The sequence below is a fragment of the Streptomyces sp. MP131-18 genome (genome assembly GCF_001984575.1).
Classification (GTDB): Bacteria; Actinomycetota; Actinomycetes; order Streptomycetales; family Streptomycetaceae; genus Streptomyces; species Streptomyces johnsoniae.
This window is the reverse complement of sequence record NZ_LZNS01000001.1, coordinates 4,401,872-4,428,552: the sequence shown is the minus strand read 5'-3', so window position 1 is coordinate 4,428,552 and position 26,681 is coordinate 4,401,872. Positions and strand designations below refer to the sequence as shown.

At 68.3% G+C, this 26,681-nt stretch carries 28 protein-coding genes and 1 tRNA gene; 12 read left to right on the top strand and 17 right to left on the bottom strand.

The annotated features are described in order from the left end of the window. Nucleotides 1–283 precede the first annotated feature (283 nt). Complete coding sequence (locus STBA_RS20085; RefSeq protein WP_077060585.1) at nt 284–895, top strand: RNA polymerase sigma factor; 612 nt, start codon at nt 284–286, stop codon at nt 893–895. Then, nucleotides 892–1,851 carry a CU044_5270 family protein gene (locus STBA_RS20080; protein WP_366510833.1) on the top strand — a complete coding sequence of 320 codons (960 nt, stop codon included), beginning with the start codon at nt 892–894 and terminating at the stop codon, nt 1,849–1,851. Before STBA_RS20085 ends, STBA_RS20080 begins: the two co-directional genes overlap by 4 nt. A 403-nt stretch (nt 1,852–2,254) precedes the next feature. Here the strand turns inward: STBA_RS20080 and STBA_RS20075 are convergent, their stop codons facing one another. Both STBA_RS20075 and STBA_RS20070 read right to left on the bottom strand, forming a co-directional pair. Continuing rightward, nucleotides 2,255–2,923, bottom strand: coding sequence for a response regulator transcription factor (locus STBA_RS20075; protein WP_077060583.1), 669 nt, complete (start codon nt 2,921–2,923; stop codon nt 2,255–2,257). Continuing rightward, complete coding sequence (locus STBA_RS20070; protein ID WP_079252043.1) at nt 2,875–4,206, bottom strand: sensor domain-containing protein; 1,332 nt, start codon at nt 4,204–4,206, stop codon at nt 2,875–2,877. Before STBA_RS20070 ends, STBA_RS20075 begins: the two co-directional genes overlap by 49 nt. Nucleotides 4,207–4,415: 209 nt before the next feature. On the opposite strand from STBA_RS20070, the gene STBA_RS20065 reads away from it, so the two are divergent. Next, nucleotides 4,416–6,383, top strand: a complete 1,968-nt coding sequence (locus tag STBA_RS20065; RefSeq protein WP_077060582.1) for a serine hydrolase — start codon at nt 4,416–4,418, stop codon at nt 6,381–6,383. 284 nt (nt 6,384–6,667) lie between these two features. Here the strand turns inward: STBA_RS20065 and STBA_RS20060 are convergent. Then, nucleotides 6,668–6,741, bottom strand: a tRNA-Thr gene (locus tag STBA_RS20060). 486 nt (nt 6,742–7,227) lie between these two features. On the opposite strand from STBA_RS20060, the gene STBA_RS20055 reads away from it, so the two are divergent. The 7 genes from STBA_RS20055 to STBA_RS20030 all read left to right on the top strand — a co-directional run bounded on the left by STBA_RS20055 (nt 7,228) and on the right by STBA_RS20030 (nt 15,429). Further along, nucleotides 7,228–7,776, top strand: coding sequence for a DUF6624 domain-containing protein (locus STBA_RS20055; protein ID WP_077060581.1), 549 nt, complete (start codon nt 7,228–7,230; stop codon nt 7,774–7,776). Between the two features lie 569 nt (nt 7,777–8,345). After that, nucleotides 8,346–9,572, top strand: a complete 1,227-nt coding sequence (fxlM, locus tag STBA_RS20050; RefSeq protein WP_077060580.1) for a methyltransferase, FxLD system — start codon at nt 8,346–8,348, stop codon at nt 9,570–9,572. Nucleotides 9,573–9,635: 63 nt separating this feature from the next. Continuing rightward, entirely contained in the window at nt 9,636–9,788 is a 153-nt protein-coding gene (locus STBA_RS36655; RefSeq protein WP_107485082.1) for an FxLD family lantipeptide, read from the top strand. A 97-nt stretch (nt 9,789–9,885) separates the two neighbouring features. After that, a complete protein-coding gene (locus STBA_RS20045) occupies nt 9,886–12,978 on the top strand; it encodes a lantibiotic dehydratase (RefSeq protein WP_107485081.1) in 3,093 nt (1,030 codons plus the stop codon). Further along, on the top strand, nt 12,975–14,207 hold the full coding sequence (locus STBA_RS20040; protein WP_077060579.1) for a lanthionine synthetase C family protein: 1,233 nt from the start codon (nt 12,975–12,977) through the stop codon (nt 14,205–14,207). The genes STBA_RS20045 and STBA_RS20040 overlap by 4 nt, the downstream gene beginning before the upstream one ends. A gap of 24 nt (nt 14,208–14,231) precedes the next feature. Further along, a complete protein-coding gene (locus STBA_RS20035) occupies nt 14,232–15,062 on the top strand; it encodes a thiopeptide-type bacteriocin biosynthesis protein (protein ID WP_077060578.1) in 831 nt (276 codons plus the stop codon). A 34-nt stretch (nt 15,063–15,096) separates the two neighbouring features. Continuing rightward, on the top strand, nt 15,097–15,429 hold the full coding sequence (locus STBA_RS20030; RefSeq protein WP_077060577.1) for an Lsr2 family protein: 333 nt from the start codon (nt 15,097–15,099) through the stop codon (nt 15,427–15,429). A gap of 39 nt (nt 15,430–15,468) precedes the next feature. Here STBA_RS20030 and fxlM (STBA_RS20025) read toward each other — a convergent pair whose 3' ends face one another. From fxlM (STBA_RS20025) to STBA_RS19965, 13 genes are all read right to left on the bottom strand, one after another. Continuing rightward, nucleotides 15,469–16,689 (bottom strand): methyltransferase, FxLD system, encoded by a 1,221-nt coding sequence (fxlM, locus tag STBA_RS20025; RefSeq protein ID WP_077060576.1) that lies wholly within the window; start codon nt 16,687–16,689, stop codon nt 15,469–15,471. A 37-nt stretch (nt 16,690–16,726) separates the two neighbouring features. After that, on the bottom strand, nt 16,727–17,977 hold the full coding sequence (fxlM, locus tag STBA_RS20020) for a methyltransferase, FxLD system (protein WP_077060575.1): 1,251 nt from the start codon (nt 17,975–17,977) through the stop codon (nt 16,727–16,729). 465 nt (nt 17,978–18,442) lie between these two features. Further along, the gene (locus STBA_RS20015) at nt 18,443–18,916 is read right to left on the bottom strand and encodes a hypothetical protein (protein WP_077060574.1); all 474 of its coding nucleotides are present in this window, start codon (nt 18,914–18,916) and stop codon (nt 18,443–18,445) included. 166 nt (nt 18,917–19,082) lie between these two features. Then, complete coding sequence (locus STBA_RS20010) at nt 19,083–19,319, bottom strand: hypothetical protein (protein WP_077060573.1); 237 nt, start codon at nt 19,317–19,319, stop codon at nt 19,083–19,085. Nucleotides 19,320–19,515: 196 nt separating this feature from the next. Further along, nucleotides 19,516–20,412 (bottom strand): hypothetical protein, encoded by an 897-nt coding sequence (locus STBA_RS20005; RefSeq protein WP_143659540.1) that lies wholly within the window; start codon nt 20,410–20,412, stop codon nt 19,516–19,518. A 56-nt stretch (nt 20,413–20,468) separates the two neighbouring features. Continuing rightward, nucleotides 20,469–20,921, bottom strand: a complete 453-nt coding sequence (locus STBA_RS20000; RefSeq protein ID WP_077060571.1) for a hypothetical protein — start codon at nt 20,919–20,921, stop codon at nt 20,469–20,471. An 11-nt stretch (nt 20,922–20,932) separates the two neighbouring features. After that, nucleotides 20,933–21,343 carry a hypothetical protein gene (locus STBA_RS19995; protein ID WP_077060570.1) on the bottom strand — a complete coding sequence of 137 codons (411 nt, stop codon included), beginning with the start codon at nt 21,341–21,343 and terminating at the stop codon, nt 20,933–20,935. Between the two features lie 440 nt (nt 21,344–21,783). Further along, the gene (locus tag STBA_RS19990) at nt 21,784–22,005 is read right to left on the bottom strand and encodes a hypothetical protein (RefSeq protein WP_077060569.1); all 222 of its coding nucleotides are present in this window, start codon (nt 22,003–22,005) and stop codon (nt 21,784–21,786) included. 88 nt (nt 22,006–22,093) lie between these two features. Continuing rightward, a complete protein-coding gene (locus STBA_RS19985) occupies nt 22,094–23,443 on the bottom strand; it encodes a hypothetical protein (protein WP_077060568.1) in 1,350 nt (449 codons plus the stop codon). 266 nt (nt 23,444–23,709) lie between these two features. Next, entirely contained in the window at nt 23,710–23,967 is a 258-nt protein-coding gene (locus STBA_RS19980; protein WP_077060567.1) for a hypothetical protein, read from the bottom strand. Then, the gene (locus STBA_RS19975; protein ID WP_077060566.1) at nt 23,964–24,170 is read right to left on the bottom strand and encodes a hypothetical protein; all 207 of its coding nucleotides are present in this window, start codon (nt 24,168–24,170) and stop codon (nt 23,964–23,966) included. The genes STBA_RS19980 and STBA_RS19975 overlap by 4 nt, the downstream gene beginning before the upstream one ends. A gap of 366 nt (nt 24,171–24,536) precedes the next feature. After that, nucleotides 24,537–24,791, bottom strand: coding sequence for a hypothetical protein (locus STBA_RS19970; protein ID WP_077060565.1), 255 nt, complete (start codon nt 24,789–24,791; stop codon nt 24,537–24,539). Nucleotides 24,792–25,060: 269 nt separating this feature from the next. Next, the gene (locus STBA_RS19965; protein WP_077060564.1) at nt 25,061–25,426 is read right to left on the bottom strand and encodes a hypothetical protein; all 366 of its coding nucleotides are present in this window, start codon (nt 25,424–25,426) and stop codon (nt 25,061–25,063) included. A gap of 274 nt (nt 25,427–25,700) precedes the next feature. On the opposite strand from STBA_RS19965, the gene STBA_RS39310 reads away from it, so the two are divergent. After that, nucleotides 25,701–25,823, top strand: coding sequence for a hypothetical protein (locus tag STBA_RS39310; RefSeq protein ID WP_290443900.1), 123 nt, complete (start codon nt 25,701–25,703; stop codon nt 25,821–25,823). Nucleotides 25,824–25,912: 89 nt separating this feature from the next. Then, nucleotides 25,913–26,407 (top strand): hypothetical protein, encoded by a 495-nt coding sequence (locus STBA_RS19955; protein WP_077060562.1) that lies wholly within the window; start codon nt 25,913–25,915, stop codon nt 26,405–26,407. Between the two features lie 60 nt (nt 26,408–26,467). Here STBA_RS19955 and STBA_RS19950 read toward each other — a convergent pair whose 3' ends face one another. Then, nucleotides 26,468–26,677 carry a hypothetical protein gene (locus STBA_RS19950; RefSeq protein ID WP_077060561.1) on the bottom strand — a complete coding sequence of 70 codons (210 nt, stop codon included), beginning with the start codon at nt 26,675–26,677 and terminating at the stop codon, nt 26,468–26,470. Nucleotides 26,678–26,681: the final 4 nt, after the last annotated feature.

The window sequence follows — 26,681 nt, the reverse complement described above, 5'->3', positions numbered from 1 at the left end:
GACGGTCCGCGCGACCACGGCACTGGCTTCTCTTCGGGCTGCGAAGCATCAGAATGCCGGACGCGGCTCCCAGCTCGGCGGAACGCCATGGCCGTCCGCGGGTCACCGTCGCCGCCCTCCGCAAGAAGCAGCCGCTCGCCGAACCATTCCGCTTTCGGATGATTGCGATATCGCTCAAGGGCGGGATACTGCCCGAGCAGTGACGCGCGCTCACCGCGAAGGAACGCAGCCTGTGACTTGACTCACGGGAACCGGCCCCCGTGGCCCGGACAGGGCTCGGAGTATGGAGACGACACTACGGGCGCGCATACGCGACGGCGACGAGGACGCCTTCGGGCGGCTGTTCGACGCGTATGCACGCTCCGTTTACAACCACGCGTTCCGCCTGACGGGGGACTGGTCGACCGCCGAGGACATCGTCTCGCTGACGTTCCTCGAAGCCTGGCGGCTGCGCAGGCGCGTCGACGCCGAGGGCGGATCGCTGCGTCCCTGGCTGCTCGGGATCGCCACGAACACCGTCCGCAACACCCGCCGCGCCGCCCGGCGTCACGCCGCGGCGCTGACCCGGCTGCCGCCCGCCGAGGCCGTGCGGGACTTCGCGGACGAGGTGGCGGGCCGGGTCGACGACGCGGAACTGCTGGCCGTCGTCCGGCTCGCCCTCGACAGTCTGCGGCGCAACGAACGGGAAGTCCTCGCGCTGTGCGTGTGGGCGGAACTGGACTACGCGGCAGCCGCCCAGGCGCTCGGCATCCCCGTCGGCACCGTCCGTTCCCGGCTGTCCCGCGCCCGGAAGAAGCTCGCGGCCGCGGCACGAAATCTGGAACCGCGCCACCGCTCAGGACAGGTGAGAGATAGCCGCGCACCAGCGGTCAGGCCCGCCCAGGAGGGAAAATGATGAACGCACTTCCGTCTCTCCCCGAGAGGGAGCTCCCGCCGGGCCGTCACCGACAGCTCAAGGAGCACCTGATGCAGGAAATCCAGCAGGACCCCGTGCGGGAGGAAACTCCGTCCCGCCGCCGGTGGCGGCTGCGCCCGGCGATCGCCGTCCCGGCCGCCGCGGGCGCGCTGGCGATCGCCGTGACCGCGGGGCTCATGTCGTGGAGTTCGGACGATTCCGAACGGCCGGTCGGCAGGAACGGCGAGGCGACGTACTCTTTCGCCCCCAACGTGAACGCGGACACCGAGGGCAGCGCCGCCGAGCTGCTGACCCAGGTGGCGGCGGCGGCGGCCGGGACCCCGGCTGCCGAGGACATCCGCGAGGACCAGTACGTGTACATCCGCAGCCTGGTGGCCACCGCGCCGGTGGGCGACGACATCGAAACCGAGCTCTCGGAGCCGATCGAACGCGAGGAGTGGCTGACCGTCGGCGGCGCGGACATCCCCGCCGGCGAAATGGGGTCCGAGCGGAACACCGGCTACGACCATCTCCAGACGCTGCCCACGGACCCCGGCGCGATGCTGGAGTGGCTGCGCTCCCACCAGGATGTGGAGTCCGAGGGACGGAACTACGACCAGGACGCCTTCGTGCTCGCCGGTGACCTCCTCCGCGCACCGCTGATGCCGCCCGACGTCGGCGCCGCGCTTTTCGGCGCCCTCGCGCGGATTCCGGATGTGCTGGTGGTTCCCCACGCAGTGGACGCGGCCGGCCGGGACGCCATCGCCGTCGTCCGCTACGACTCCTACAACCCTGGGCTGCGCGAGGAGCTGATGTTCGACAAGGACACGCTGGAGCTCATCGGCTCCCGCAGCGTCGCGACCCAGGCCACCGACACCATCGAGGCCGGCCAGGTCCTGCACACCATGGCCGTTCTGGAACGCGCCGTGGTGGACGAGGACGGCGAACGTCCGTAGCACTTGGCGGCTCCGCCGGCGCGGCGGGGACACCGCTCGGGCCACGACCGCAACCAGCGGCCGGGAAGACGCACTCCGGCCGAACGGGACCAGTGTCCCTTCGCCGACTGCAAGGTCCAACTTGCCGCGGCAGAAGAGATGGCGTGCCGGTGCGAGGCACCGGCACGCCATCCGGATCGGCGAGGGCGGCGCACACGCTGGACGCGCCCGCATGCTCGGGCGCCTTCTCGGCAAGGACGAGACGAAGCGGGTCCTTCCCGATGTGATTCCCCCGGGCGTACGCCGTGGCTCCGTACGCGCCATCGCGGCCGATCTGATGCGGCAGGACCGGACTCTCCCCGGTGTACGGAAGTTCGCACTGCCGGTACCCGACGGGCAGTGTGCTGTCGAGAGGCCCTCGCGCCTACTCGACCGTGCCCCCCGAGTCCTTGAGGTACGTCAGCACGGCGCGCACCCGGCGGTTGTCGTCGTCCGAGGTGGGCAGGTCGAGCTTGGTGAAGATGTTCGAGGTGTGCTTGATGACCGCCCGTTCGGTGATCACCAGCCGCTTCGCGATCGCGGCGTTGGAGCGGCCCTCGGCCATCACCCCGAGCACCTCCAGCTCCCGGGCGGTCAGCCGGGTGATGGAGCCCTCCCGCGCCGTACTGCCGCCGCTGAACAGCCGCGAGATGACCTCCGGGTCCATCGCGGTGCCGCCGCGCGCGACGCGGTGCACGGCGTCTATGAACTCGTCCGGGTCGAACACCCGGTCCTTGAGCAGGTAGCCGATGCCGCCGTTCCCATCGGCCAGCAGCTCCTTGGCGTACAGCTGCTCCACGTACTGCGACAGCACCAGCACCGGCAGTCCGGACAGCTCACGGCGGGCCTGCAACGCGGCCTGAAGGCCCTCGTCGGTGAACGTCGGGGGAAGGCGTACGTCCACCACGGCCACGTCGGGGCGCTCGTCGACGAGGGCTCGGAGCAGAGCCGGACCGTTGTCCACCGCCGCGACGATCTCGAAGTCGTACGCCCGGAGCATCCGGATCAGGCCGTCCCTGAGGAGGAACTGGTCTTCGGCGAGGACAGCACGCAAGGCAGCTCCATGGTGAGTGTTGTCGGGCCGCCAACCGGGCTGGTGAGGGCCAGAACGCCATCGAAGGTAGCAAGCCGCCGCTCCAAACCGCGCAGCCCGGTGCCCTTCGCGGGGTCCGCGCCACCGGTGCCGTCGTCCGTCACCTGGGCACGCAGCGTGCCCTCGGAGTACCAGACGTCCACCGTGACGTTCCGGGAGGAACCGTGCTTGGCCGCGTTGGTCAGCGCCTCGGAGATGGCGAAGTACATCGCGGACTCCACGGGCGCCTCCGGCCGGCTCGGCAGCTCTGCATTCACCGCTACCCGGAGCGGGCTGTCCATCCCGAGGGCGCGTACGGCGTCGGCCAGGCCGCGGTCGGCCAGCACCGGCGGGTGGATGCCCCGGACCAGGTCGCGCAGCTCGTTCAGTGCCTTCGCGGAGGCGGTGCGGGTGTCGGCCAGGATCGTACGGGCGGCCTCCGGGTCCTTGCCGAGCAGCCGCTCGGCGACGCCCAGGTTCATGCCCATCGCGACCAGCCGGGCCTGCGCGCCGTCGTGCAGGTCCCGCTCGATCCGGCGCAGCTCGGCGGCGCTGGTGTTCACGGCGTCGCTGCGGGTGGCGGTGAGGTGGTGCACCTTGCGCGCCATCTCGGTGGGGCCGAGCAGGCTGTGCGCGAACCGTGCGTGCACCCGCAGCATGGCCGGGCCCATCAGGTAACCCATGAGCATGAGGGGGACGCCCAGCACGGCGGCGGTCAGCGCGGTGCCGCGGTTGTTGACGTGCACCAGCAGGTACCAGTCGTTGCCGCCCGCGTCCACGATCGGTTCCCAGAGGAAGGGCATGATGACGCCGAAGAGGCCGTAGGCGAAGACGGCCAGCGGCAGCACCAGGATCAGCACGCCCACCACCGGGTTCACCAGCATCCACAGCAGGTCGCGCCAGGTGGCCGGGTCGCTGAGGATGCCCATGGTGCGCTGGAGCCAGCTCTTCGCGCCGGGCCCGGTGCCCCGGATGGAGAGGTACGGGTCACCGATCTCGACGCCCGACCAGTCCCGGGCGCAGCGACGCTGGATGTTCATCGCCCCGCGTGCGGCGATCACGACCGCCGGTACGAGGAAGACACCGACACCCACGCTCAGGAGGGAGATCACGATCACCAGGATGGTGAGGAGCAGTACCTCCACCGGCGCGAGCGCGAGGAGCGCCAGCGAACGGCCCATCGCACGGAAGGCACTGGAGGGCCGCAGGTCGTCCTTGCGGCTGCCCCCCGGGCCGCGCTGCTTCTCGTCGCTGACGATGCTCATTCCGTGTTCCCCTCGACTGGCGGCCGGTTACCGCTGTGCAGATCCCAGTCTGCGGACGGGGGCGGGATTCCTCATTGGACCTCAGTGGCGTCTCCCAGGGTGTAGTTAAGTACCCTGCCGAGACTACAAAGGGCCATGGCACGTACGGTCCGCGAACAGTTGGCTTGCCGTCATCGGAACTTTCCGAGTGCGGCCGAAGGAGCCAACAGATGACAGCCCGACGAGTCCTTGCCCCCGTGACCCTGGTACTCGGATTCGTCCTGGTGCTGCTGAGCGGACTCACCCCGGCCTTCGCGACGTCGGAACACCAGGCGTCGCCGCAGCGGGTGCCGAACGCCCCGTCCGATCCGGACGATCCGGATGATCCGGACGAGTTGGGCGCGCGTCTGGACAGGCTGCTGAGGCAGCAGTTGGACGAGTACGACATCCCGGGCGCCGCCGTTTCCGTGGTATCCGCTGACGAGCAGCTGATGGCGCGCGGTTACGGCGTGCCGGACTCGGATCACGAGAACCAGCGGGTGGAACCGGAGCGTACGGGGTTCTTCATGGGCTCGGTCGCCAAGGTCTTCACCGCGGTCGCGGTGCTGCAACTCGTCGAGGACGGGAAGCTGGACCTGCATACCGACGTGAACAGGTACCTGGAGAGCTTCCGGATCGAGGACACTTATCCAGACAAACCGGTCACACTCCACAACCTGCTGACCCACACCGCCGGTTTCGACTTCAGCATCGTCGGCACGGCCAGTGAGGACCCGCGCGACGCCGGGGACCTGGGCGAGAGCCTGGCGGACAACCAGCCGGACCGGGTGCGCGAGCCCGGCGAGGCCGCGGCCTACGACAACTACGGTGTGGCGCTTGCCGGTTACCTGGTCGAGCAGATCACCGGGCAGCCCTTCGAGGAGTACGTCCAGCGGGAGATCATCGAACCGCTCGGCATGTCCCGTACGACCTTCGAGCAGCCGCACCCGAAGGAGCTGGAGGACGCGCTCGCCCGCGGGCACCGGCCGTCCGACGGCGGGCAGGAGACCACGAGAGGGCAGTACGGAGCGTGGACCCCGACGGGGGCCGCCGCCGTCTCCACCGTCACCGACATGAGCCGGCTGATGCAAGCCCTGCTGGGCGACAGCCGGCTGACGGACACGCGGGTGCTCAGTGACAGGTCAGTACAGCTCCTGGAGCAGCGGCACTACGGCAACGACGAGCGGCTGCCGGGCATGGCCTACATCCTGGAGGAGCGTCGGCACGGCGAGCACCGCTACCTGGTCAAGGACGGCGACATGCCGGGCTTCCACTCCAACATGGTGCTGTTCCCGGACAGGGACCTCGGCGTGTACGTCAATTACAACGGCGACGGCGACGGCGGCAAGGCCGCCCTGGCCGCCGACGAAGTCGCGGAGCTGGCCGCCGATTTCGTCTACGGCGGGCAGGCGGAAGGCACGTCCCGGCCGACCGTTCAGGAGGACGTCGGCCAGTACGAGGGCAGTTACCGCTCCAACCGCACCAGCCACTCCGACTTCACCCGCGCCTCCGCGCTGACCGGCTCGATCGAGGTCTCGGCCGGCGACGACGGCATCCTGACCACCAACGGCCCGCTCAGCGCCGACCCGGACGTCACCGAGCAGAGGTGGCGGCAGATCGAACCAGGCGTGTTCCAGGAGATCGACGGCGACGCCAGGATCGCCTTCGAGGACGGTCAGCTCACAGTGAGCAGCGATGTCGCGGTCGCCTTCGACAGGGTCCCCTGGTACGAATCGCCGAAGCTGCACATGCGGTTGCTCATCGGCGGGCTCATCCTGATCTCGCTCACCATGATCTGCTGGCCGATCACCGCGCTCGTGCGCCGCTCCCGTGACCCGCGCCCCGGGCCGCGCACGGCCCGGCTGCTGGCCTGGGCCAACAGCCTGCTGCTGGGCGGGGTGGCGGTCTGCTTCGCGCTGCTGGTCGCGGACGCCAACGTAATGAACGAGACAGTGTTCCTGGGCGACTCACCGCTGCTGACCGCCGTACCGACGCTACTCGCCGTCTCCGGGGCGGCCACCGCGGCGATGCTCTGCTGCGCGGTGCTGGCCTACTTCCGCCGCTGGTGGGGCTGGGTCTCGCGACTGCACTACGCCCTGACCGGATTCGCGGCGGTGATCGTGCTGATGCTGGCCGGGAACTACGCGCTGTGGGGCTGACTCCGCGGCCCCGGCCAGCTCGTCGCGGGACCACCGCGAGCGGCAGGAGGCCGAGCGGGCGGTCTCCACTCAGGAGGACGGCTCCTGCCCGCACCCCGGCAAGGTGAGCGATCTCTTCGAGGCAGGCCGAGGACAAGAAGAAGGACAGGCCGAAGAAGCCCAAGAAGCAGAACTCGCGGCCCCTCCGCTCACACAAACCACTGCACGGCACCCCGGCCGTATGACGCGTCATGCCCCGAGCAGTAGAAAACCCAGGTCAGACGCTATCTGACCTGGGCTGCCGGAGCCGCCTAAGGGAATCGAACCCTTGACCTACGCATTACGAGTGCGTCGCTCTGGCCGACTGAGCTAAGGCGGCTTGGCCCGCCTGCCAGCGGAAATGCGCCCTGACCAGGGTATACAGCCGCGGGCGCGCCCCGTAGGCAGTTCGGTTCATCCAGCAGAGCGAGCCTCGGAGAGGTTCATCCAAGGGCGTCCGCTCACGCCACGCTCACGCCACACTCACGCGCAGACCAGCTCTGACCTGCTTAGTTTGCTGGCGTAAAGCAAAGAGTGTTTGGCGCGCCACCACGATGGACGTCCGTGGGCAGCACAGGCCAGACAGGGAGTGCCCGGCGATCAACCGCGGCCGACGCGTCGTCCAGCCGCCCGACCAGGCGGGCATGTCGGCGAAGCCTTGGCGTCCTGACGGAGGGGAACGCCCACGGTGTTGCCGAGGAAGTCACAGCTCCCCCGTCTTCGGGCTCCCCGTCTGACGCCGGCGTGGCAGCCGCGGGAAGAGGAACGGCTGAGCTGAGCGGGCAGGGTCTGGTCAGGACGTTGGCATAGACGATGGGGAGACGTGATGGCGAAGCCTGACGAGTTCGGGGGCTCCGGGCTCAGCTCGGGTTCGGAGATCGCTGCGGAACTGGTGCGTCGCAGGAACATGGACCAGGAGGTGCGCGGGTTGCTCCCGGGGACGCGGCCATGGCCTGCCGAGTTGCTTGAGCGTCTGCGCATCATCGACGCCGAGAACACCGCCTTCCTCAAACGCGTCGTCGCCATGCACGGATGGCCCGGCATCACCCTGGTGGGCGCGGAGGCGGCCGAGGCGGCCTGGCTCCTGGCCCAGCACGCTGATGCCGATGGAGGCTTCCAATGCCACGCGCGAGAACTCCTCGCCGAGGCCGTGGCATGCGGTGACGCCTCTGCCTGGCACCTGGCCTACCTCACGGATCGATGCCTCGTGGCACAAGAACGTCCTCAGCTGTATGGAACTCAGTACTTCGACAACGGGGACGGCGCAGGGATGCGTCCGCGCCCCATCGCCGAGATCGACAAGCTGGACGCACGCCGCGTTGAGGTCGGCCTGGGACCCCACGCCGACCACGACGCACACATGCGCGGTCGCTGAGGCGCCGCCCTGGCCCTCGCCGAGGCCGCCGCCAACGCTTCAGGCACAAAGGGCGACTTCTGAGCTTTTCCTCAGCTGGCGGCGAAACGACCCCATCCCGTCCGGGCACAGCCGTGGTGCCCCCATTCAAGAAGTGACCCCCCACCTTCATGGAGGCGAGGGGCCAGGCGCCGGGGGCTCGGAGGGCGGCTGCCGATACGCGCTCCCGACCAGGCCATATGCGCAAGGCATAGACCCGAGCAGGAGGCTACTAAGCAGTACTTTTAACCTCAACTGATTATCCGCGCGGTATCACGGACGAAACACCCGAGCGTAGGTGTCGTGACCTGCTACGCAGCTGGCCGAGCGCGACGGCGCGGACGGCGCAAAGCCGCCAGGCATGTGGACGGGCCGTCAACGGCTTTGGACGGCTGTTCAAGACTGCGGCCAGCAGGCCGCTCGTCGCCGGGGAAGCCATGCAAGCAGAGCTTTGAGTCCGCGCGACGCAACCATGCCGGCGCAGCCAACCTCCCGTGCCTCATTACTGTTTTCACTCGGGGAGAGGACACTGCGTGACTACACTTCATCCCATGACTTCAGACTCCGCCTCCGATGCCGCCGCACTGCGGAACCAGATGGTTGACACGATCCTGGAATCGCGTGCCGCGCTTAACCGGTCGCTGTCGGGTCACGTCGAGGCGGTGATGCGGAAGGTTCCCCGGCACGCGTTCCTCCCCGGGTTGGCACTGAAGGATGCATACGCGCAGGACGCGCCGGTCATGAAACGGGATGACGACGGTGTCGTCATCAGCTCAGTCACCGCCCCCAAGATCATGGCCGGGATGCTTCACCAGCTGGACATCGAGCCTGGCCACCGCGTGCTGGAGATTGGCAGCGGGGGGTACAACGCGGCGATGCTGCGTGAGCTGGTCGGTCCGGACGGTGAGGTCACCACGATCGACATCGACCAGGATGTGATCAATCGGGCCCGTACATGTCTGGCGACGGCTGGCTACGCGGACGTGCGGGCACTGTGTGCCGACGGTGAGGTCGGGGCCAAGGAGTACGCGCCGTTCGACCGGATCATCGTCACCGTGGATTCCTGGGACATCCCCCCGGCCTGGGTGGAGCAGCTCGCCGAGGATGGACGCCTGGTCGTCCCGTTCCGGGTTCTCGGCCTGACCCGATCGATCGCGTTCGAACGCACACGTGATCGTCTGGTGAGCGGAAGCTACGAACTGTGCGGCTTCGTGCCGATGCAGGGTGCCGGGGCACGCGGACTGAAGGTTGTCCGCCTTCAGGAGAAAGACGTGTACCTTCGGGTGGACCGGAAGCACGATTTTGACGCCGAGAGCCTTCGTGCCGCGCTCAAGCAGCCGAGGGTGGAAGCCTGGTCCGGGGTGACGGCCCGCCGAGGCGAACTCATGGATGAACAGGACCTATGGTTGGCTACCGTCGAGGACGAGTTCTGCATCCTTAAGGCGACACAGGAAGCGATCGCGCAGGGGCTGGTTCATCCGTCCTGGCGCGTCGCTACTCCGGCATTGGTTCAGGGCGGCAGCTTCGCCTATCGCGCCTTTCCCCGAGCGGTTGATGAGAAGCAAACCACGTTCGAGTTCGGCGTATATGCCCACGGCCCGGATGCCGAAGAGGTCGCGAACCGATTCGCCGAACATCTCCGCGTCTGGGACCGTGATCACCGCCAGGGGCCTGGAGCACGCTTCGAGGTCTATCCGGCTGACACGCCAGATGACCACCTCACCCAGGGACGTGTCGTCAATAAACGACACACGCGGGTCACAATCTCCTGGCCCTGACGGACAACAACACCCCACCCTCAGGACAGGTTCCACCATATCCCTTCCCACAGGAGGAAATGAATGGACGCTCTGATAACGGATGACGTGGAATTCGACCTTGATGTCAGCTTCATCGCATCCGAGCCGGATGAAGAAGAAAAGAATCCCGACACAGATGACAACTGCGGCGGGCCCCAAGACAGCGCCGGTACCACCTGCCCGAGCGCCGGCTAAGACGACGACAATCGGTTAACCAGACCCGGCGTCGAAATACCCCTCTCCCCCGGTTTCGGCGTCGGGTCCTCCGTTACGTGCGAACCCTGGGAGAGCGTTGCGGTTGTACGAATTTGTTGATGCGGCCCACGCTCGGGCCGCCACCCACACACGCCACCTCGAACTGCCACCCTGGCCAGACCTGAACGGCAACACCAGCGCGGACGCGGAACGGTGGCGTTGCTGGCTCCAGCGAATATGGTCGCTGACCCCAGTCGCGGAAGCCATCGAGGCAGCGAGCCCGGTCCTGACTCGTCGCGTGAGTGTTCTGTGCGAGGGGGCCCTTCAGCAGCCACGCCAGGTGCGCCGCGTCGTGGTCTCCGTGGTCCGCTATCTGCTGCGGATGACGAGCCGGGCGACGCCCTTCGGACTGTTCGCCGGAGTGACCCCGGTCCGGTTCGCTGCGTCTCCACGGGTGCGATGGGGAGAGAATCACAGCGCCGTGGCGCGCGTGGATGCCGTCTGGCTGGAGAACACGATCAGGCGCTTGGAACAGTGCTCTGAGCTGCTACGCCGTGTCCCGGTCATGGCGAGCAACCTGTGCTTCGTGCGGGGCAGCCGATTGGTGCTCCCCTTCCAGCAACAGGCCTCTGATGCCTCCCGACGGTCGACTGGCGAAGTGTCGGTGCGCTACACCAGGGCGGTGGCAGCGGCCATGCGGGAAGCGGGGGCGCCGGTCCTGTTCGGCGATCTGGCAGACAAGCTGGCCGCCGACTTCCCCCGGGCCTCGCCGGGGGTCGTGGACCGGATGCTCGCCGAGCTGGTGGCCCAGCGCATCCTGCTCACCAGCCTGCGCGCTCCCATGACCGTCACCGACCCGTTGGGCCACCTCGTCGAACAGCTCACCCTGGCCGACGCCGACTCGATCGGTGCCGTGGTAATGCGCGAGTTGCGCGAGGTCCGCGGGGAGCTGTCCCAGCACAACGCCGCGCCCGCCGACGAGCGCCGCAGCCTCAGCGCCTCCGTCGTCCGGAGGTTGACCGCGGGTTCTAGTGAGGTCTCCCGATCGTTGGCGGTGGATCTTCGACTCGACTGCGGGCTGATCCTGCCGGAGCTCGTCGCGCGCGAAGCCGAGCGGGCAGCTTCGGCCCTGGCCCGCCTGACTCCGTATCCGTCGGGATTCCCCGGCTGGAAGGACTACCACCGTCGTTTCCTTGACCGGTACGGAAGCGGTGCGCTGGTGCCGGTCCGCGAGATCGTGAACCCGGACACCGGGCTGGGCTTCCCCGCCGGCTACCGAGACACGCTCAACCACCCGCCCGCCCAGGGCTTGCCCGATCGGGAGGTTCACCTCCTGGCGCTGGCGCAGCGGGCCGCGACGGAGGGCGGCGGCGAAGCCGTCCTCGATGACGAGGCGATATCCATCCTGGCCGGCCCGGAGATCGCGCACGCTCAGTGGACACCCCATGCCGAGTTGTCCTTCCACGTCCATGCTCGGACCGCGGAGGCGTTGGACCGCGGAGAGTTCCGGCTCGTCGTCGCCAGCGTGTCCCGGGCGGCGGGCACCATGAGCGGTCGGTTCCTCGACCTGTTCGACGACGCCGACCGGCACCGGCTGGTCGACATGCACGCCAGCCTCCCCACCGTGGACGGAAGTGCTCTGCCGGCGCAGGTCTCGTGCCCACCCCTCTTCATCCGGACGGAGAACGTCACGCGCAGCACGGCGGTCCTTCCGTCCGTGATCTCGCTGGCGGAACACCAATCCGGCGACGGTCTGGTGCCGCTTGACGATCTGGCGGTGGGCGGTGATGACCAACGGCTCTACTTGGTGTCGCTGTCCCGTCGGCGAACGATCGAGCCCATCGTCTTCAGCGCCGTGGAGTTCCCACGCGCCGCGCATCCGCTTCTTCGGTTCCTGTGCGAAATCCCCAAGGCACGGGTCGCTGCCCTGGCGCCGTTCTCCTGGGGAGCCGCAAGCCGGCTTCCGTTCCTGCCGCGCGTCCGGTACGGCCGCACGGTGCTCTCTCCTGCGCGGTGGCGGCTGACCAGCACTGACCTACCAGGGCGGACGGCGACGTGGGCGGAGTGGGTGGACGAGTTCACCGCCTCGAAGCAGCGGCTCCACTTCCCCGGCAGCGTGTACCTCGGTGAGGATGACCGCCGCATCCTCCTCAACCTGAATGAGTCCGCCCACCTGTTCCTGCTGCGATCCCACCTGGACAGCAAGGGGCACGCCACGTTGACCGAGGCGCCCGCCCCGGAGGCGTACGGGTGGTTCGACGGGCGCGCACACGAGATCGTCGTTCCCCTGGCGGCCACCGCGCCCCGGGCCTGGCCACCCCCGCGCCTGACCGCGTCCATCACCGCCGACCGAGAGCACGGGCGTCTGCCGGGAACCTCGGAGTGGCTGTTCGTGAAGCTCTACGGTCACCCGGACCGGCAGGGCGACATCCTCACCAGCCACGTGCCCGGCCTGGTTTCCGACTGCGACGAGATCCGCCAGTGGTGGTACTTGCGGTACCACGTCCCTGAACACCACATAAGACTGTGCTTCCGCCTGCCCCACCCCGAGGCGTACGGCCCGGCACTTCAGCGGATCGGTGCCTGGGCAGCCGACCTGCGACGGCTCGGGCTGCTCCGTGACATGCAGGTGGACACCTATCGTCCGGAAACCGGCCGCTACGGACATGGCGCGACGATGGCCGCCGCCGAGGACGTGTTCGCCGCCGACTCGATCGCAGCCACAGCCCAGCTCACCCACGCCTCAGCCACCGCCGGCACCCACCCCTACGCCCTCACCGCAGCCAGCTTCGTCGACATGGCGGTCAGCTTCACCGGAAGCGTCCATAGCGGAACGCGCTGGCTGCTCACCAACGTCGCCAACGACCCTGTCCCGGCGCCCGCCCGTCACCTTCACGACACGGCCGTGCGGCTGGCCGACCCCGCCAACGAATGGGCATCCCTCCGAGACGCCCCAGGCGGCGACGAGATCACCGGGGCGTGGACATGCCGACGACGGGCACTCGCCACCTACCGCGACCGGCTCTCCGACACCGGCGACGCCGATCCCGACACCGTGCTCGCTTCCCTGCTCCACCTTCACCACCTCCGCATGAACGGAAGCGACGAAGACGCCGAACGCCTCTGCTACCGACTGGCCCGCTCCGCGTCCCTCTCCCGGACCGCCCGCACGGCAAGGCGGAACCAGTGACCGAGTGGCACCAACAGCGCGCCCAGGCCGCAGCTGACACCATCGCCGACCGACTGACCACTCCACCGCGCCGCACCCCAGACCCGGCAGAACAAGGGCGTCCGCAGTCTCTCTCCAAGGGCGCCGCCGGAGTCGCCCTGCTGCACATCGAACGCGCCCGCGCCGGCCTCGGCAGGTGGGACACGGCACACGCCTGGCTTGCAACCGCCGTGCGCGCCCCGCTCAACACCGGTCCCAACGCCGGCCTGCTATTCGGCGCCCCCGCCCTCGCCTTCGCGATCCACGCAGCAGCCGAATCCGGCAGATACGCCAAGGCCCACGCCGCACTGCACGCCAGCGTCGAAGCCCTCGCGCGCCGCCGCCTCGCCCAGGCCCACGCCCGAATCGACCGAGGCGACCAGCCCGCGTTCCGGGAGTTCGACACCTTCTACGGGCTGACCGGCATCGGCGTCTATCTCCTGCGCACCGACCCGCACCACGATCTCACGCGGGAGGTCTTGGCGTACCTCGTCCGACTCACCGAACCGCTCGCCACCGACCGCGAAGACCTGCCCGGCTGGTGGACTGACCTCGCCCCTACCGGCCGGCCGTTACCTGTGTTCCCCGGCGGCCACGGGAACTTCGGCATCGCCCACGGCATCACCGGTCCTCTGGCGCTCCTGTCCCTCGCCCTGCGAAGCGGCCTCGTCGTTGAGGACCACGCCGGCGCCATCGGACGCATCTGCACCTGGCTGGACACCTGGCGCCAAGATCACCCCTTCGGCCCGTGGTGGCCGGAGACAATCACTCGAGACGAGGTGCGCAATCAGAAGCCTGCGCAGCCGGGCCCCTGGCGGCCTTCCTGGTGCTATGGCACCCCTGGCCTCGCTCGCGCACAGCAACTCGCGGGCATCGCCACCGGGGACCTCGCCCGTCAGCGGATGGCCGAAGATGCTCTCCTCGGCTGCTTGTCCGACCCGGACCAGCTCGCCCACATCACGGACCGCAGCCTCTGCCACGGCACGGCCGGCCTGTTCCAGACCGTCTGGCGCGCCGCCGCGGACACGACCACCCCCACTCTCGCCGCCCACCTCCCGCGCCTGCTCCACCTCCTCCTCGATCACCACCAGGCGCCGAGCGAGAGCTTGGGCCTACTCACCGGAGACGCCGGCCTGGCCCTCGCACTCCACACCGCCGCCACCGGCACGGCGCCGGCCTCCGGCTGGGACGCCTTCCTCCTCCTCACCTGACGCATCCGAAGGGACGAGCCCGACATGAGCGAGCCCAACGACCAGCGCAACTCCTGGCAGCAACGGATTCTGACCTTCGCCGAACACCACCATGTCGAGCCGACAGCAGTCGCGCGTCTGGGCCCGGGGATGAAGGCCGCGGAGACGCCCGGGCCTATCAACAGCTGGTTCTTCATCCGCAAGGGCAAGCAGCTCCGCCTCCGTTACCGCCCCGCAGACAGCTCCTCCGCCAACGAGGCGGACCTCCACGTAGAGAACCTGCTGGCAGAAATGCAGCGGCACGCCGCCCTGAAAAGCTGGATCTCCACCATCTATGAACCCGAGACGTACGCCTTCGGCGGCCCTCAAGGCATCGCCACCGCACATGAACTGTTCCATCAGGACAGCCGCAACATCCTTGACCACCTGGGACGAGACACCAGCGATCACGACGACAAGCGCCGTGAGCTGTCCGTACTCCTGTGCAGCGCCTTGCTGAGGAGCGCAGGTCTGGAGTGGTTCGAACGCGGCGACGTATGGGACCGCGTGGTCGGCGTCCGCCCCCATGGTGATGGCTCCCCACCGAAGCCGCTGCCTTCGATCACAGGCGCGTTGAAGAAGCTCATGACCGTCGATACCAGCTCCACAAGCACTTTGGTCAACGGCGGTTCATTGGAATTCGCCGGCGAGTGGATAGCCGCCTTCGAGTACGCGGGAAAAACCCTCGACAAACTCTCACGTTCCGGCGTTCTCACCCGAGGTCTACGCGCCGTGCTAGCCCATCACGTGATCTTCCACTGGAACCGCATAGGTCTGCCCTCCGCCGTGCAGGGGCGCATGGCGGCGACAGCCAGGCAGCTCATCTTCAGAGACTGAATTCAGGTCGTCCGAGCTGCTGTACCCTTCCCTCATGGCACGAAAGACCGTAATCATCTACACGGACGACCTCACCGGCAAGGAGTCGGACGAGGCTCGCACACACAGCTTCTCCGTTGACGGGGTTCAGTACGAGGTCGATCTGGCACCCGAATCCTTCGACCGGCTCTTGGAAGTGCTCGGGCCTTTCATGGAGAACGGACGGAAGCTGGGACGCGGCCGGCGAGCTGCCGGCGGCGCTCGTCAGGTGACGCCGGTCGAAGACTCATCCAAGATCCGCGAGTGGGCCAAAGAGCACGGCTACCAGGTGAGCGACCGCGGCCGAGTACCTTCCGACGTCCGCGAGGCGTACCAGAAGGCTCACTAACCTGGAAGCACTGTCGGTCTCTTCCCTCAGAGCCTCGCGCTATAGCGAGATGACAAACCGGGAGTAGCGCCTGGTGACGATCTGACCTCGTGGGATCTGATCGCCAGGGGTGCTGATCGGGTAGGCGCGGACGGTCGGCTCCACCGAACCCCGGTGCCCTCCGGCGTCCCAGGCGCGAATGCGGTCTGCGAGCCGTGCGGCGAGCACTTCGCGGTCGGGGCCGTAGGCGTGCACGCCGAGTTCGGAGCCGCCGCTTGTCGGGTCCGGGCGGATGGTGATGTACGCCAGGGTGGCACCCTCCCAGGTCGCGATGGTGGCGACGTTCCAGCCGGACAGGCCGTGGTGCACAGCCTTGGTGCTGGCGTAGAGCGACCGCGCGCTGGGATCGAGGGTGCCGATCAGCCACAAGTCGAGGGAGGGCAGCACGCCTTCGTTGCCACGCAAGATCGCCTCCGTCCACACGGTGTACTGCGGGGAGGAGGCAACAGCGGAGCGCAGCGCCTCGGCGTCGGCCTGCTGGTCCTCATCAAGGCCCAGCCGCAAGTCCTCACCGCTCAGATCGATAGTGCGCCCGCCGTGGCGGTTGTCTCCCTGCATACCGACGAAGCCGCACGACGTCCGCCCACGACTACGCAGATGTCCACCCTCGTGCTCGAAGGCCCACACGTAGTAGGTACCTCGCAAGCTGAGCGGGACCACCAGCCGTCCCCTCTCGGCGAGTTGATCAAACCATGCAGGGGGCAGATCGGGCGCCTGGGCGGTGACGATGATCGCATCGAAGCCTTCCTCCGGGGCGACCTCGCCAGCTCCGTAGGTGCCGTCCCCACACAGCACCCGCACCCGCTCGTTGTAGCCGGTCTCTGCCAGCAGCTTCGTCGCGCGGTCGGTGACCTCCTGGTCGATATCAACACTGACGACCTCGCCGTGTTCACCGACGACTTCGGCGATCAGGGCGGCATTGCAGCCGCCGGACCCGATCTCCAACGCCCGCATTCCAGGCCCCAGCCCAGACAGCTCCAGCATCCTGGCCTGCACCCAGGGCGCGGAGACGGAGCTGATGGCCTTGCCGCGCTCATTCCGCTTAGTCGTCACCGCGTCGTTGACGTACGCCTCCTCCAACGGCACCTCGGGAATGAAGCAGTGCCGCGGCACCGCGGCGAAGGCTGTCGCAATCCGGCCGGTGCGGATGTCCTCACACTGGCGTAGCTCGCCGATCAGTCTCTCGCGCAGTGCTGACGCACGGGATTCATTGTCCTCCATCACGATGGTCTTCTGTTCCCTTGGAGTGTTGGCGACCTTAATTCTCGACCGTGCTCGCGACCGAAGGCCAGGAGATGGTGACCCGCGTGTGCCGCTTCTCCACGACACGTCCTTGGGTGAGCTGGTCATCTGGCGTGCCGGCCGGGTGGACCTCGAAGCGCGGTCCAGGGCCGGAGCGGCGGTCGTCCCAGGCGCGGATCTGCGTGACGTACTCCTCGGCGATCTTCTCGGCGCTCGGGCCGTGGGCGTGCACGCCGAACTCCGACAGGCCGTCCTCTGGGTTGATGCGCCGCAGCATGAGGTAGCCGAAGCTCTCCTCGTTGTAGATCGTCGGAGCCCGGTGGGAGCGGGGAATCAGGCCCTTGTCGATGGCCGCGTCCGATGACGCGAGCTGGCAGAAGTTCGGCGCGGCGAAGGCCAGCCACAGGAAGAGGTCATCGAACGGTGTCATGCGGGGAACGGTCACTCCCGACCACGCCTCGACCTTCGGCTGGGCGAACGCCTGGCGCAGCAATTCGGCGTTGACCTGCTGACCGTCGTCCACCCGCAGGCCGACCTCCTCACCGTGGAGAGGGATCAGCAGTTCCCGGTTCTCCCCTGCGCCCTGCATGGGCACGCAGCCGCAGAGCTCGTACCCCCGGCTCACCAGATGGTCACCGTCGCGCTCGAACGCCACAGATCGGGTTTGTCCTCGCATGATCCGGAAGGGAGCGACGAGCCGGCCGCCTTCGACGAGCTGCTCCACCCAGGCCGGGGGGACGTCCCAGGTTTGGACGGTGACGATGATCCGGTCGAATGGCGCGAAGTCCTCGGCACCGAACTCTCCATCGCCGCAGACGACGTTCACGTCGTCGTAGCCAGCCGCGGTGAGCCCCTTGCGGGCCCGGTCGACGACGTCCTGGTCGATGTCGAGTGTGGTGACCTTGCCGTCCGGGCCGACCAATTCCTTCAGGAGTGCCGCGTTGTAACCTCCGCTGCCGATCTCCAGCACCCGGTGGCCAGGCTCTACACGGAGCTGGTCGAGCATGAACGCGATGATCTTCGGCGCAGAGACCGAGCTGATGATGGTGTCACGTTCATCCCGTTTCATGACTGGGGCATCTTGCGCGTATGCCTCCTCAAGAGGCAGTCCAGGGAGGAACACATGTCGGGGCACGGCGCGGAGCACGGACTCGACCTGGCTCGACAGAGACAGCTTCAGCAGGGCACGCCACTCAAGGACCTCGTCAACCATCTTGCCGCGCAGCGCAGCAGCTTGGGCGGACTCGGAGCTGGAATCAGGGATCACGAGCCCGCAGTCTAGTCACATAGCGTGCCCTCAAAGGGTGGATGTGTAGTTGTCCGGCTGAGGTGGGACTACCACATGGCTTGTTCCGAGAGGCCCAGTCGGGAAGGTCCACGCCGCTGATTGACCGGTGGGGCGGAGAAGCTCTCCGGCGGTCTCCGGGAAGCGGTTCTCCGACAGTTCTCCGGAAGCCGAGTCCTCTCCGCGAGCTCTCGGGCCAACCCAGGGAGCGGGCGTGCGGCGAGCAGATCCTTGCGGAACGCGGAGAGGGAACTCGCGTCGAGCACGTTGCTCGTCTGCTGCCAATCGACGTCCGCGGCCGGGTGACGTCCCGCTGGTCCCGTCGTGAAGTCTCCCCCGCTCCTCCGGGTTTTCCGGTGCGCGGAGAACAGGCGTGACGGCCGAGGCGCCGCGAGGTGGGGCCCGGGTGCCTGGCTGATCTGGCCGACGGGTCGGGAGCGGCGGACGTCACCATCGCCTCCCGTACGGCTCCCATGTGTTGCGGACCTCGGCGAGGCCGACGAGCAGCGTCCGGCCCTCGGCCGCCGTGTCCAGCAGACGGCCTCGGTCCGCTGTGGTGCCCAGTTCGGCCGTCGGCATGTCAGGCGACCAGGTGCCCGGCGGTGCCAGGGCGAGGACGACGCGGCAGCGTGCGGCTGCCTGCTGCCAGCCCTGGGAGACCGGCTGAGGGTCGCACAGCACCCGGGAGCGTCCGGTGTGCATCTGTATCAGGTGGCCATTCACGACGGTGATGGTGCATCGGGTGGGAGGCCACAGACCGGCGTGCCACTCTCGGGCGCTGCTGCGCTTGAGTCCGGCGACCTTGAACCGGACAGCGAGTTCGCCGTGCTGGGCTTCGTCGTCGGGCTGCATGACAGCGGTAGCCCAGCGGTCGCCGTCGTTCAACTCGACGACGCCCAGGCTCCAAGAGGCTGCGGCCACTGGCCGGTCACCTCCTCGGCGACCTTCAGGTGGGCCAGAGACGGGTCGGCGGCATCGGAGAGTTCGGGGCGGATCAGGCGGAGGGTACGGGCGCGCGGCTCGCACTCACGGGTCGTCCGTGCGGTGCGGGGAGGTTCGGCGGAGGTGTGCATGTCTCCTCGTCGTTTCAGGTGATGGAGTCGAACACCCAGACCACTGCTGCCAGGATTCCAATCACGAGCACGAATACGAGCTGGCGAGGGTTGTCCGCGACCCGTTCCGCGTTGGAGGTGAAGCGCTCCTTCGCGGGGGCTTTCCCTCTGTGGGCTGTGTCGTGGTGCTGGTGGCGGACGTCTTCCACGTCAGCGCGCCCCATCCATGTGGTGCGCCTGTCGCAGTCGCCGCACTCGTAGCGCCAGGCCATCGGCTTCTCCTCCTGGTGTGTGCCGCCGTGTTCTGACGGTAGCGGGGAGGGGTGACAGCCGGACACACGACGCCTGGATTGTCCTGGTAAGCGTGGTAGTGGAGAGGTAGAAGGTAGGGCTACGGGGGTGGATGGGACGGGGGAGGGGAGCGGCCCATGCGAGGTCCGCGGGACGGCGCCGTTAGGTTGCTCCCTCTCACTCCCCACGCGGGGGGGCGTTCTGGACCGGGAGGGGGGCCGGCGAGGAGGTGGGTTCTACAGCCTGTACGGGGGTGAGGTCGGGCACGAGATGCGCGGGCAGGAGTGGTGCGCGACCGAGGTGTTCGGTCAGGTCTTCTACATGCACGCCGGGGTGGTTTGTCTTTTCTCCGTTGATCTTGAAATACATTTGGTCGCGGATGGGGATTCCGATGCTGCGCAGCAGCTCTCGGAACGGCTTTTCCTCCCAACCGTGGAGGCCGCCTCGAGCCTGGAATGCGGCCAGGATGTCCAGTGTGCGTGCGCCCTTCTTACCCTCGTGCACGGCGGCGGCCACGAGCTCCTCGACGCGGTCCTGGATGATCCTGATACGCCGCTCTCGCTCACCGGCCGCCGGGGCGTCGTGCTCGGCTTCCTGGTACCCCTCCCCCGATTCCGCCATTTCATGATCGTTTTCGGTGGCGTGCTCTTCGGAAGTGTCCGCCCCCTCCTTCACCGGCGCCGTCGAGGCCTTCTCCGCCTGCGGCCGACGCCTGGCGGACTTCTCCGCCGGCACCTCGGAGGGTCCGTCACCGCGTATGGCGGCGATCATGAAGCAGCCGAATAGCCAGGCGCCGCCGTAGACGTACCACAGCCAGGGCCGTTCGCCGGTGAGGTAGATCAGCACGTATCCGGGAAGCACCACCAGGAGCAGCAGTCTCGCGGTGAGTTCTCCGGCTCCCGCTCCCCTCTTCGTGGGCGTCTTCGTCTCTGTGCCGGCGTTCTTCGCCGCCGCCTTCGTGGGCCTGTGGGAAGGCATGGCGGGGGCACGTTCCGCCACAGCGGCGCGCACCTTCTCCCCCCGCGCCACGGCCGCGACGACCACGGCCATGACGCGGGTGGAGCGCACCAGCATGGGCGGGACTTCGCTCGCCCCGCGGAAGATGTTGATCTCTTCCCACAGGCTCACGGTCAGGCTCCGAGGAGGCCGAAGGGCACGGAGAAGATGCTGACGATGGCCTGCCAGATGCTTCCGTCCGATGCTTCGAAGGCGGCGCCCATGAGCAGTCCGATGAGGGCACCGGAGGCGGGCACCAGACGTGCGAAGAGGGACAGGACGATCAGTACGGCGCAGACGGTGGCCATACCGGGGTTGCCGAGTTCGGCGTTGGTGGAGATGCCGGTGGGTATCGACTGGATGGCTTCGCCGATGTCCCGCCAGAAGGAGTTGGCGCGCAGGAACGCGAGCTCGGCGAAGATCCCGATGGCCTGTGCCGGGCCCGAGGCGAGCCTTCGCCTCCCCTTTCCGATGACGCCGTAGATCAGGGTGATGACCAGGATCAGGGCGATGCCGGAGGCGGAGATGGCGCCCACAGCTTCGGTGAGGTCTCCTTCGGCGGCGAGGGGGGTGACAGTGTGCGGCATGACGGTGGTCCTCACGCTTCGTAGAGAAGGATGGCGGTGACGGCAGAGGCGACGGGGACGCGGACCAGAGCCCAGTGCAAGGCGGCGCACAACCGCGGCAGTTGAGCAACCCAGCGGCTGAGGGTGGCGCTGACGATCCCGCCGACGACGGCGGCGGTGAGGGCGACCAAGCCGCCGAGGATCAGGGGTGTGGCCGGCTCGTCGCTGGAGGCGGCGGCGTCGTGCATCCAGGCCAGAACGGTCTGCGGCAGACCGACGTCCCACTGTCCGGTGAAGGCCCCGTGGGAGTAGGCGCCGGTGGCGGCGGCCGTTCCGTTGAGAAGCACGAACCGCTGACGTCGGTCGCGGCGACCCCACCAGTCGAACAGGGCGTCCTGGGTGGGGCCGTGCCATCGCCGATGGGGCGCGGTGCCGGAGAGCACGCGACCCAGCCGTGGCCTGTGTTCGCCGTCTCCGGGCGGTGTCTTCTCCGCCGGTGGGTCTTCGGTCGTGTCCGGTTGCCGCGGCGCCTCATCCGTCTGTTGTTCTGTCGCCGGGGGCTCGGGCGTAGCGGTGAAGGTGTCTCCGAGAGCGTCGTCGTACACCTCCCCCCACCAGCCGGGCGCCGACTCCGGCGGAGTGGGGGTGCTCGACTTCTCCGGCGCAGCCGGCGAGGCGTACGGTGTCGGCTCCGCCGCCTCCCCGGCGGTCTCCGGGACGGGATTGCGCATACGCCACCAGTCGCCACGCAGCGTGCGCGTGCGCTTGTGGATGTCCGGCTCGTAGTCCGGCTGGGGAGGCGGCTGTGGAGCCTGAGGGGTGGTCGGAGTCTCTTCTGACGATGTTGGGCTGTGTGGTGGTGTGTGCTGATCGGCGGTCATGGTCACCACCCGCCTCCGGGTTCGGGGGCGATCCGGATGCCCAGGAGCCGCAGCAGCTCGTCGCGGACGGCGGCCTCGTCCCAGCCGGGCATCGACGAGTGCACGTCGATGGGCCCGAACTCCGGCGGCAGCGGGGAGAGGCTCGGGTCGCTGTGGTGTTCCGGTTCGGGCGAAGCGGGGAGTGATGCCGGGGCCTGCTGGTGGGGCAGGAACGTGACGGTCATGATGAGACTGCTCCTTTGGGAGGGAGCGGTCCCGGCGCGGCTGCCAACCTACTACCGGGACCGCTCCACATTCGATCGAATTTTCGATTCATGTGGCGCTCTGGGAGAGCTCGGCGATCACGGCGTCGTGAACCCGTTTGGCCCGCTCCCAGCGGCGGTTGATGGCCTTGGCCACGACGTTGACGGGAGGCCGGGTGCCGGACCTCTCCGCGTACTCGGCGAAGAGCCGCCGGGCGGTGTCCAGTTCGGCCGAGGTGTAGGCCTCGCGCCCGTTGGTGAACCGGAAGATCGTCAGCTTGGGCTTCTCGGCGTTCTCCGAGGTGTCTCCGCCGTTCTCCGGGGACTCTTCCGGATTCTCCAGGCCGTTCTCCCCGTTCTCCCCGTTCTCCGCGTCGTTCTCCGCTGGCTTCTCCGGGAGCTCCGGGCTCTCCGGCGCGTCGCCGGTGGCCGTCGGCTCCGCGTGCACGGCCGGTTCGGTGGATGAGGGCACCTCAGCTAGGGCGGGCCCGCCGGTCAGGCCGAACAGGTCGCGCGGGACAGGGGCGTTGGTCTCCACAAGATGGGGAGCGGCGGCGCGCAGGCCGATGTGATCCATCAAGGTCAGGGCACCGCCTTCGCGGGTGAAGTCGCCGCGTGCGGCGGAGCGGATGAGGCCGCGTTCGGCACGCAGGAGGGACCAGCGGCGTGCCGGTCGGCGGCGGCGCTTGGCGCGCACGATGTGGCTCGCGACCTGACCGAGGCGGCGGGCGCGGGCGAGCACTGCCAAGTCAGCTTCCTCCGGATCGGCCAGGCGCAGCGCGACGGCGACGCGGCGCAGGCCCAGCCGCCAGTGGACGGCGGGCTTCTCGCCCCGGTAGGCGCGGCGCTCGGGGGCGAGTCCCCGCTCCCACATCCAGGCCGCGACGACCGGGGCACCGGCCTTGACCAGGGCGCCGGTCAGGCTCTGGGCCTGGGTGGTTGCGACGACTGCGGAGAAGGCGACGATGATCCACAGCGCGGCACCGTCCACGCCGGTCGAGCCGGTGACACGGACGTTGGCTCGGGCGCGGCGGCCGGAGGCCAGCACCGCGGCCTCCAGGAATCCGAGCAGCGCGACGGCGGCCGGGGTGTGGAGTACCTGCGGCAGGCCGGACTCGGCAACCGCGACACCGACAACGGGCCACATGCCCACCAGCGACAGCCCGGAGGCGATGACGGCGGCGGCGTAGGTCGTCATGTCCGCGCGGCGCCGGTCTTCCCGGGTCCGCAGCTCGTCTATCTGCTCGGGGGTCATGGCGTCGAGCTGTCCCGCGCGGCGAGTGCGGCGTCGAGTGACCTGCCGCACCACGAGCGAGACGGACCAGATCAGCGCCAGGGTCAGCAGCGTGCCGCAGACCAAAGCGGCCACCGTGACGGCGGTGGGGTCCAGCCGGTTGGTCAACGTGGTCAGGTCAGACATGGACGGCTTCCTCGGCCAGAGTGTTCTGGAGGGTGGAGCGCCCAGCCCGCCGCGCGGAAGCGACGGCGGACCGGACACGGACGGCGGCGGTCACGAGCGAAACCACCGGGTGATGGATCGGGCGTTGCGGTCGGCGAAGGCTTCGCCTCCGCCGGTCTCGGAGTCGCTGGGGATGTGGCGCCTGGCCCTGGAACTGCGCCGGGCGCTGGCGTCGGCCTGCCTGCGGGCGCGGCGGCCGTTGGGCGTGCGCCGGAACGGGATCGGCATCACCTCTCACCCCGCCCGGGGCCGGGGTGTGCGACGCGGAAGCCGCAGCCGGCGTTTACCGGGCAGCCGTCGCAGATGGAGGCCGCCTCTCCCTGGTCCCGGGGGTCGACCTTGCCATCGTTGTTCGCGACTCGGTCGAAGAGGGCGAGGTCGTCCGCGCAGGCGGCGCGGCCGGCATCGCTGGTGGCCACCGTGCGGATGGCTCCCTTGGAGCGCTTCTTCATCGCCGTGAGCCGCGAGGCGTTGTCCCTGCTCATCGGCTGCTCACGGCGTACGCCCACGCCTGGTCCCACTCCGCGCACTCGACGCAGGTGACGGCCGTGCGGAAGGTCGTGGATCGGGGCACGGGGGTCTTCGCGGCCCACTTGCCGCAGGCGGTGACCACGTGGCCCTCGACCGTGTCGGTGGCGAGGTGGATGGGGTTGTTGCTCTCGTCGGTGGTGGCCGTAGTGTTGGCCATGACTCGCTCCTCAGTGCTGTTGAGGTAGGCGGGTTTCAGGCCCCTGGCCAGCGGTTAGGGTCGCTGGTTGGGGGCCGCTGCGTGTGGCAGCTAACGAAACAGAGGGATGGAACCCGGTCTGGTGGCGCTGCGTTCATACCATTTTAAGCGTGCAGATAACCGGTTGTCAACATTCTAAATGTGCCACACCTGAGCCCGCTGGATGACGAGACCGCTCCATGGGCCCACCAGGAAAGAGTCAGCATTCCAGACCCATCGCGCGCACCAGGACTGCTGCGGGCATCGCGGCATCGCTGCGATCTCGGCTCTGCGCCGCCCGGTGCCAGGGAGACGCAGAGCCGTGGAGGGGCAGGGGTACCTCGGGCGTCAGCTGTACCACCGCTGGGCGTAGTACCGAACGAGGTCGTCAACGACCTTGTCCGTGGCCGCGCTGATGGACATCCCAGCTTGACGCGCCTGGCCGTATACCACCGTGGCGCGAACGGCCGGCCCGAGCATGGTTAGCCGTTGGGTCACGACGTCCGGGTCGTGCCACGGGCCCCGCTGCGTGATCTTCCCGACGGCCAGGCCGATCGCGTGCGGTACGGCATTGCCGTCGGTGACGTCCTTGTAGCCAGTCATACATACCCCCTCGTGCGCCGGTGTCGAAGTGTTGACAGGCCCAGCTTAAGGGTACAGATAACCGGTTGTCAACATTCTTAATTGGGGGTGGCGCTGATGAGCGTCGCATAGAATGGAGGCCCGCCAGTTGAGCGGGATGGTTGACCGGCAGGGGCGCTGCGAGGGGCGCCGCGGGCCCCATGGACCCGCACACCCGGCCCCTGCCGGTCGTAGTTGCGCAGCTCAGAGAGTGTGGCGCCCCCCGGCTGGCTGCCGGGGGGCAGAGGCGTCTACTCCTGCTGGCTGTCGAGCCAGGCGGCTACGACATCCACGTCCTCACGGCACTTCGTGATGGACGCCGTGACAGCGCTCACCCTCCAGGGGGTGTAGTCGCCGCGCAGGCGGAGATAGGAATCGGCTGCCGCGAGCCACATGCAGCAGGCGTCGTAGAGCGCGCGCTGCTGGAGGCCGGGCATCGGTTCGAGTTCCGCGAGTTCCGCTGCTCCCGACACGGAGTCGATGCGGTCCTGGATGGACGGCACCTCCGGGAGGGTGATGTCGATCGGCAGACGTCCACACTGCCTGAGCAGGTAGACGTAGGCCATGTCGAGCATCATGAGCAGCATCCCGACGCGGCGTTCCCGCTCGTCGGACATTGCTGTCCTCACTCTCTGTTGAGTTGGGATGGTTCACGAGGTTCGGAAGGCTGCGAACCCCCGACCTCGTGATGCACACTCTACCCGTAAAGACTGACGATATGCAAGTCTTTTTGAGAAGAAAAGTCTTGCGATTCGTCAGTCTTTACGGGTAGAGTAGGCGACGTCAGCGAGACGGAGAGGAGGTGAAACAACTCAGATGGCAGACCGGATGGACGCTCTCCTTGCTGCCTTAGACCGCCAGGGCTTCAGGTCCTGGCAGGCCGACAGCGGCATGTGGATGTTCTCCCGCGGCTACGTGACGATCACGTTCCACCGCACGCCCGTCACCGCGGGCGAGTGGCTGGACCTGCTGAACGTCCTGCGCGGCGCGGGTCTGGACTTCCCCCAGGAGTAGCAGGCGGGGGCCGCAGACCTAGTGCGGCCCCCGCCCATCCGGCCGCACCACCGCATCACGACGGCAGTACAGCACCGGAGGATTCCACGATGGCACACACGACCTGGCGGGCCCGGGTCACCGCCGACAACATCACCAGCCCGCCTAGACCCGAACAGTACGAGCAGATCCAGCAGCACATCGCCGGAGCCACCGTCCACGACGCGGCAACCGGGCGACTCACCTTCACCTTTCGCCTAGAGGCCTCGACGCTCACGCAGGCGAGCGCGTCGGCACTGCTGAGGGCCAGAACTGCGCTCCGCGAGGCCCTGGACAGCAGAGCCGAGCTGACGGGACTGGAAGTGATCAGCGCCAAGGAAGCGGACGCCCCGGTCACCGGAACCGGCCTGATGGGCCGGAAGGAGGCCGCCAACGTGCTGCACGTGTCGCCGCAGCGCATCAACGAGCTGTTGAAGAAGGATCCGGCCTTCCCGCGGCCGGTCGCCGTGCTCTCGTCCGGCCTGGTGTTCACCGCCGAGTCCATCCACACCTACGCCGGGCGCCCCCGCCGGACTGGGCGGCCGCGCAAGGACGCGGGTCGGTAGCGAACGTGATGCGGGTCCGCCCAGCCGTGAGCGCAGGGCGGACTCGCGTCACGGACGGATCTACGGCAGGCGCCAGTTCGTCAGCTCCTCCCGCTCGTCGACGTCCGCCAGCAGACGCATCCCGGCCAGTTCCTTCACCGGCACCCCCACGGCCTCCGCGATCGGCGCGGCCGGGTAGAACACCGGTTCCTCCGCATCGGAGGCGTCGGCCTTGATCTGCGCCTGGTCGCCGAACAGCAGGACCACGCGCACACGCACCGTCTCAGTCATGGCA

Bases quoted from the DNA above. Each gene is read 5' to 3' on its own strand.
- STBA_RS20070 (WP_079252043.1), bottom strand. From the start codon at position 4,206: ATGAGCATCGTCAGCGACGAGAAGCAGCGCGGCCCGGGGGGCAGCCGC.
- STBA_RS36655 (WP_107485082.1), top strand. From the start codon at position 9,636: ATGGACGCTCTGATAACGGATGACGTGGAATTCGACCTTGATGTCAGC.
- STBA_RS19970 (WP_077060565.1), bottom strand. From the start codon at position 24,791: ATGACTGGCTACAAGGACGTCACCGACGGCAATGCCGTACCGCACGCG.
- STBA_RS19965 (WP_077060564.1), bottom strand. From the start codon at position 25,426: ATGTCCGACGAGCGGGAACGCCGCGTCGGGATGCTGCTCATGATGCTC.
- STBA_RS20005 (WP_143659540.1), bottom strand. From the start codon at position 20,412: ATGCTGGTGCGCTCCACCCGCGTCATGGCCGTGGTCGTCGCGGCCGTG.
- STBA_RS20080 (WP_366510833.1), top strand. From the start codon at position 892: ATGATGAACGCACTTCCGTCTCTCCCCGAGAGGGAGCTCCCGCCGGGC.
- STBA_RS19975 (WP_077060566.1), bottom strand. From the start codon at position 24,170: ATGGCCAACACTACGGCCACCACCGACGAGAGCAACAACCCCATCCAC.
- STBA_RS19955 (WP_077060562.1), top strand. From the start codon at position 25,913: ATGGCACACACGACCTGGCGGGCCCGGGTCACCGCCGACAACATCACC.
- STBA_RS20010 (WP_077060573.1), bottom strand. From the start codon at position 19,319: ATGGCCTGGCGCTACGAGTGCGGCGACTGCGACAGGCGCACCACATGG.
- STBA_RS19985 (WP_077060568.1), bottom strand. From the start codon at position 23,443: ATGTCTGACCTGACCACGTTGACCAACCGGCTGGACCCCACCGCCGTC.
- fxlM (WP_077060576.1), bottom strand. From the start codon at position 16,689: ATGGAGGACAATGAATCCCGTGCGTCAGCACTGCGCGAGAGACTGATC.
- STBA_RS20055 (WP_077060581.1), top strand. From the start codon at position 7,228: ATGGCGAAGCCTGACGAGTTCGGGGGCTCCGGGCTCAGCTCGGGTTCG.
- STBA_RS20035 (WP_077060578.1), top strand. From the start codon at position 14,232: ATGAGCGAGCCCAACGACCAGCGCAACTCCTGGCAGCAACGGATTCTG.
- STBA_RS19950 (WP_077060561.1), bottom strand. From the start codon at position 26,677: ATGACTGAGACGGTGCGTGTGCGCGTGGTCCTGCTGTTCGGCGACCAG.
- STBA_RS19980 (WP_077060567.1), bottom strand. From the start codon at position 23,967: ATGAGCAGGGACAACGCCTCGCGGCTCACGGCGATGAAGAAGCGCTCC.
- fxlM (WP_077060580.1), top strand. From the start codon at position 8,346: ATGACTTCAGACTCCGCCTCCGATGCCGCCGCACTGCGGAACCAGATG.
- STBA_RS20085 (WP_077060585.1), top strand. From the start codon at position 284: ATGGAGACGACACTACGGGCGCGCATACGCGACGGCGACGAGGACGCC.
- STBA_RS39310 (WP_290443900.1), top strand. From the start codon at position 25,701: ATGTGGATGTTCTCCCGCGGCTACGTGACGATCACGTTCCACCGCACG.
- STBA_RS20000 (WP_077060571.1), bottom strand. From the start codon at position 20,921: ATGCCGCACACTGTCACCCCCCTCGCCGCCGAAGGAGACCTCACCGAA.
- STBA_RS20065 (WP_077060582.1), top strand. From the start codon at position 4,416: ATGACAGCCCGACGAGTCCTTGCCCCCGTGACCCTGGTACTCGGATTC.
- STBA_RS19990 (WP_077060569.1), bottom strand. From the start codon at position 22,005: ATGACCGTCACGTTCCTGCCCCACCAGCAGGCCCCGGCATCACTCCCC.
- STBA_RS20030 (WP_077060577.1), top strand. From the start codon at position 15,097: ATGGCACGAAAGACCGTAATCATCTACACGGACGACCTCACCGGCAAG.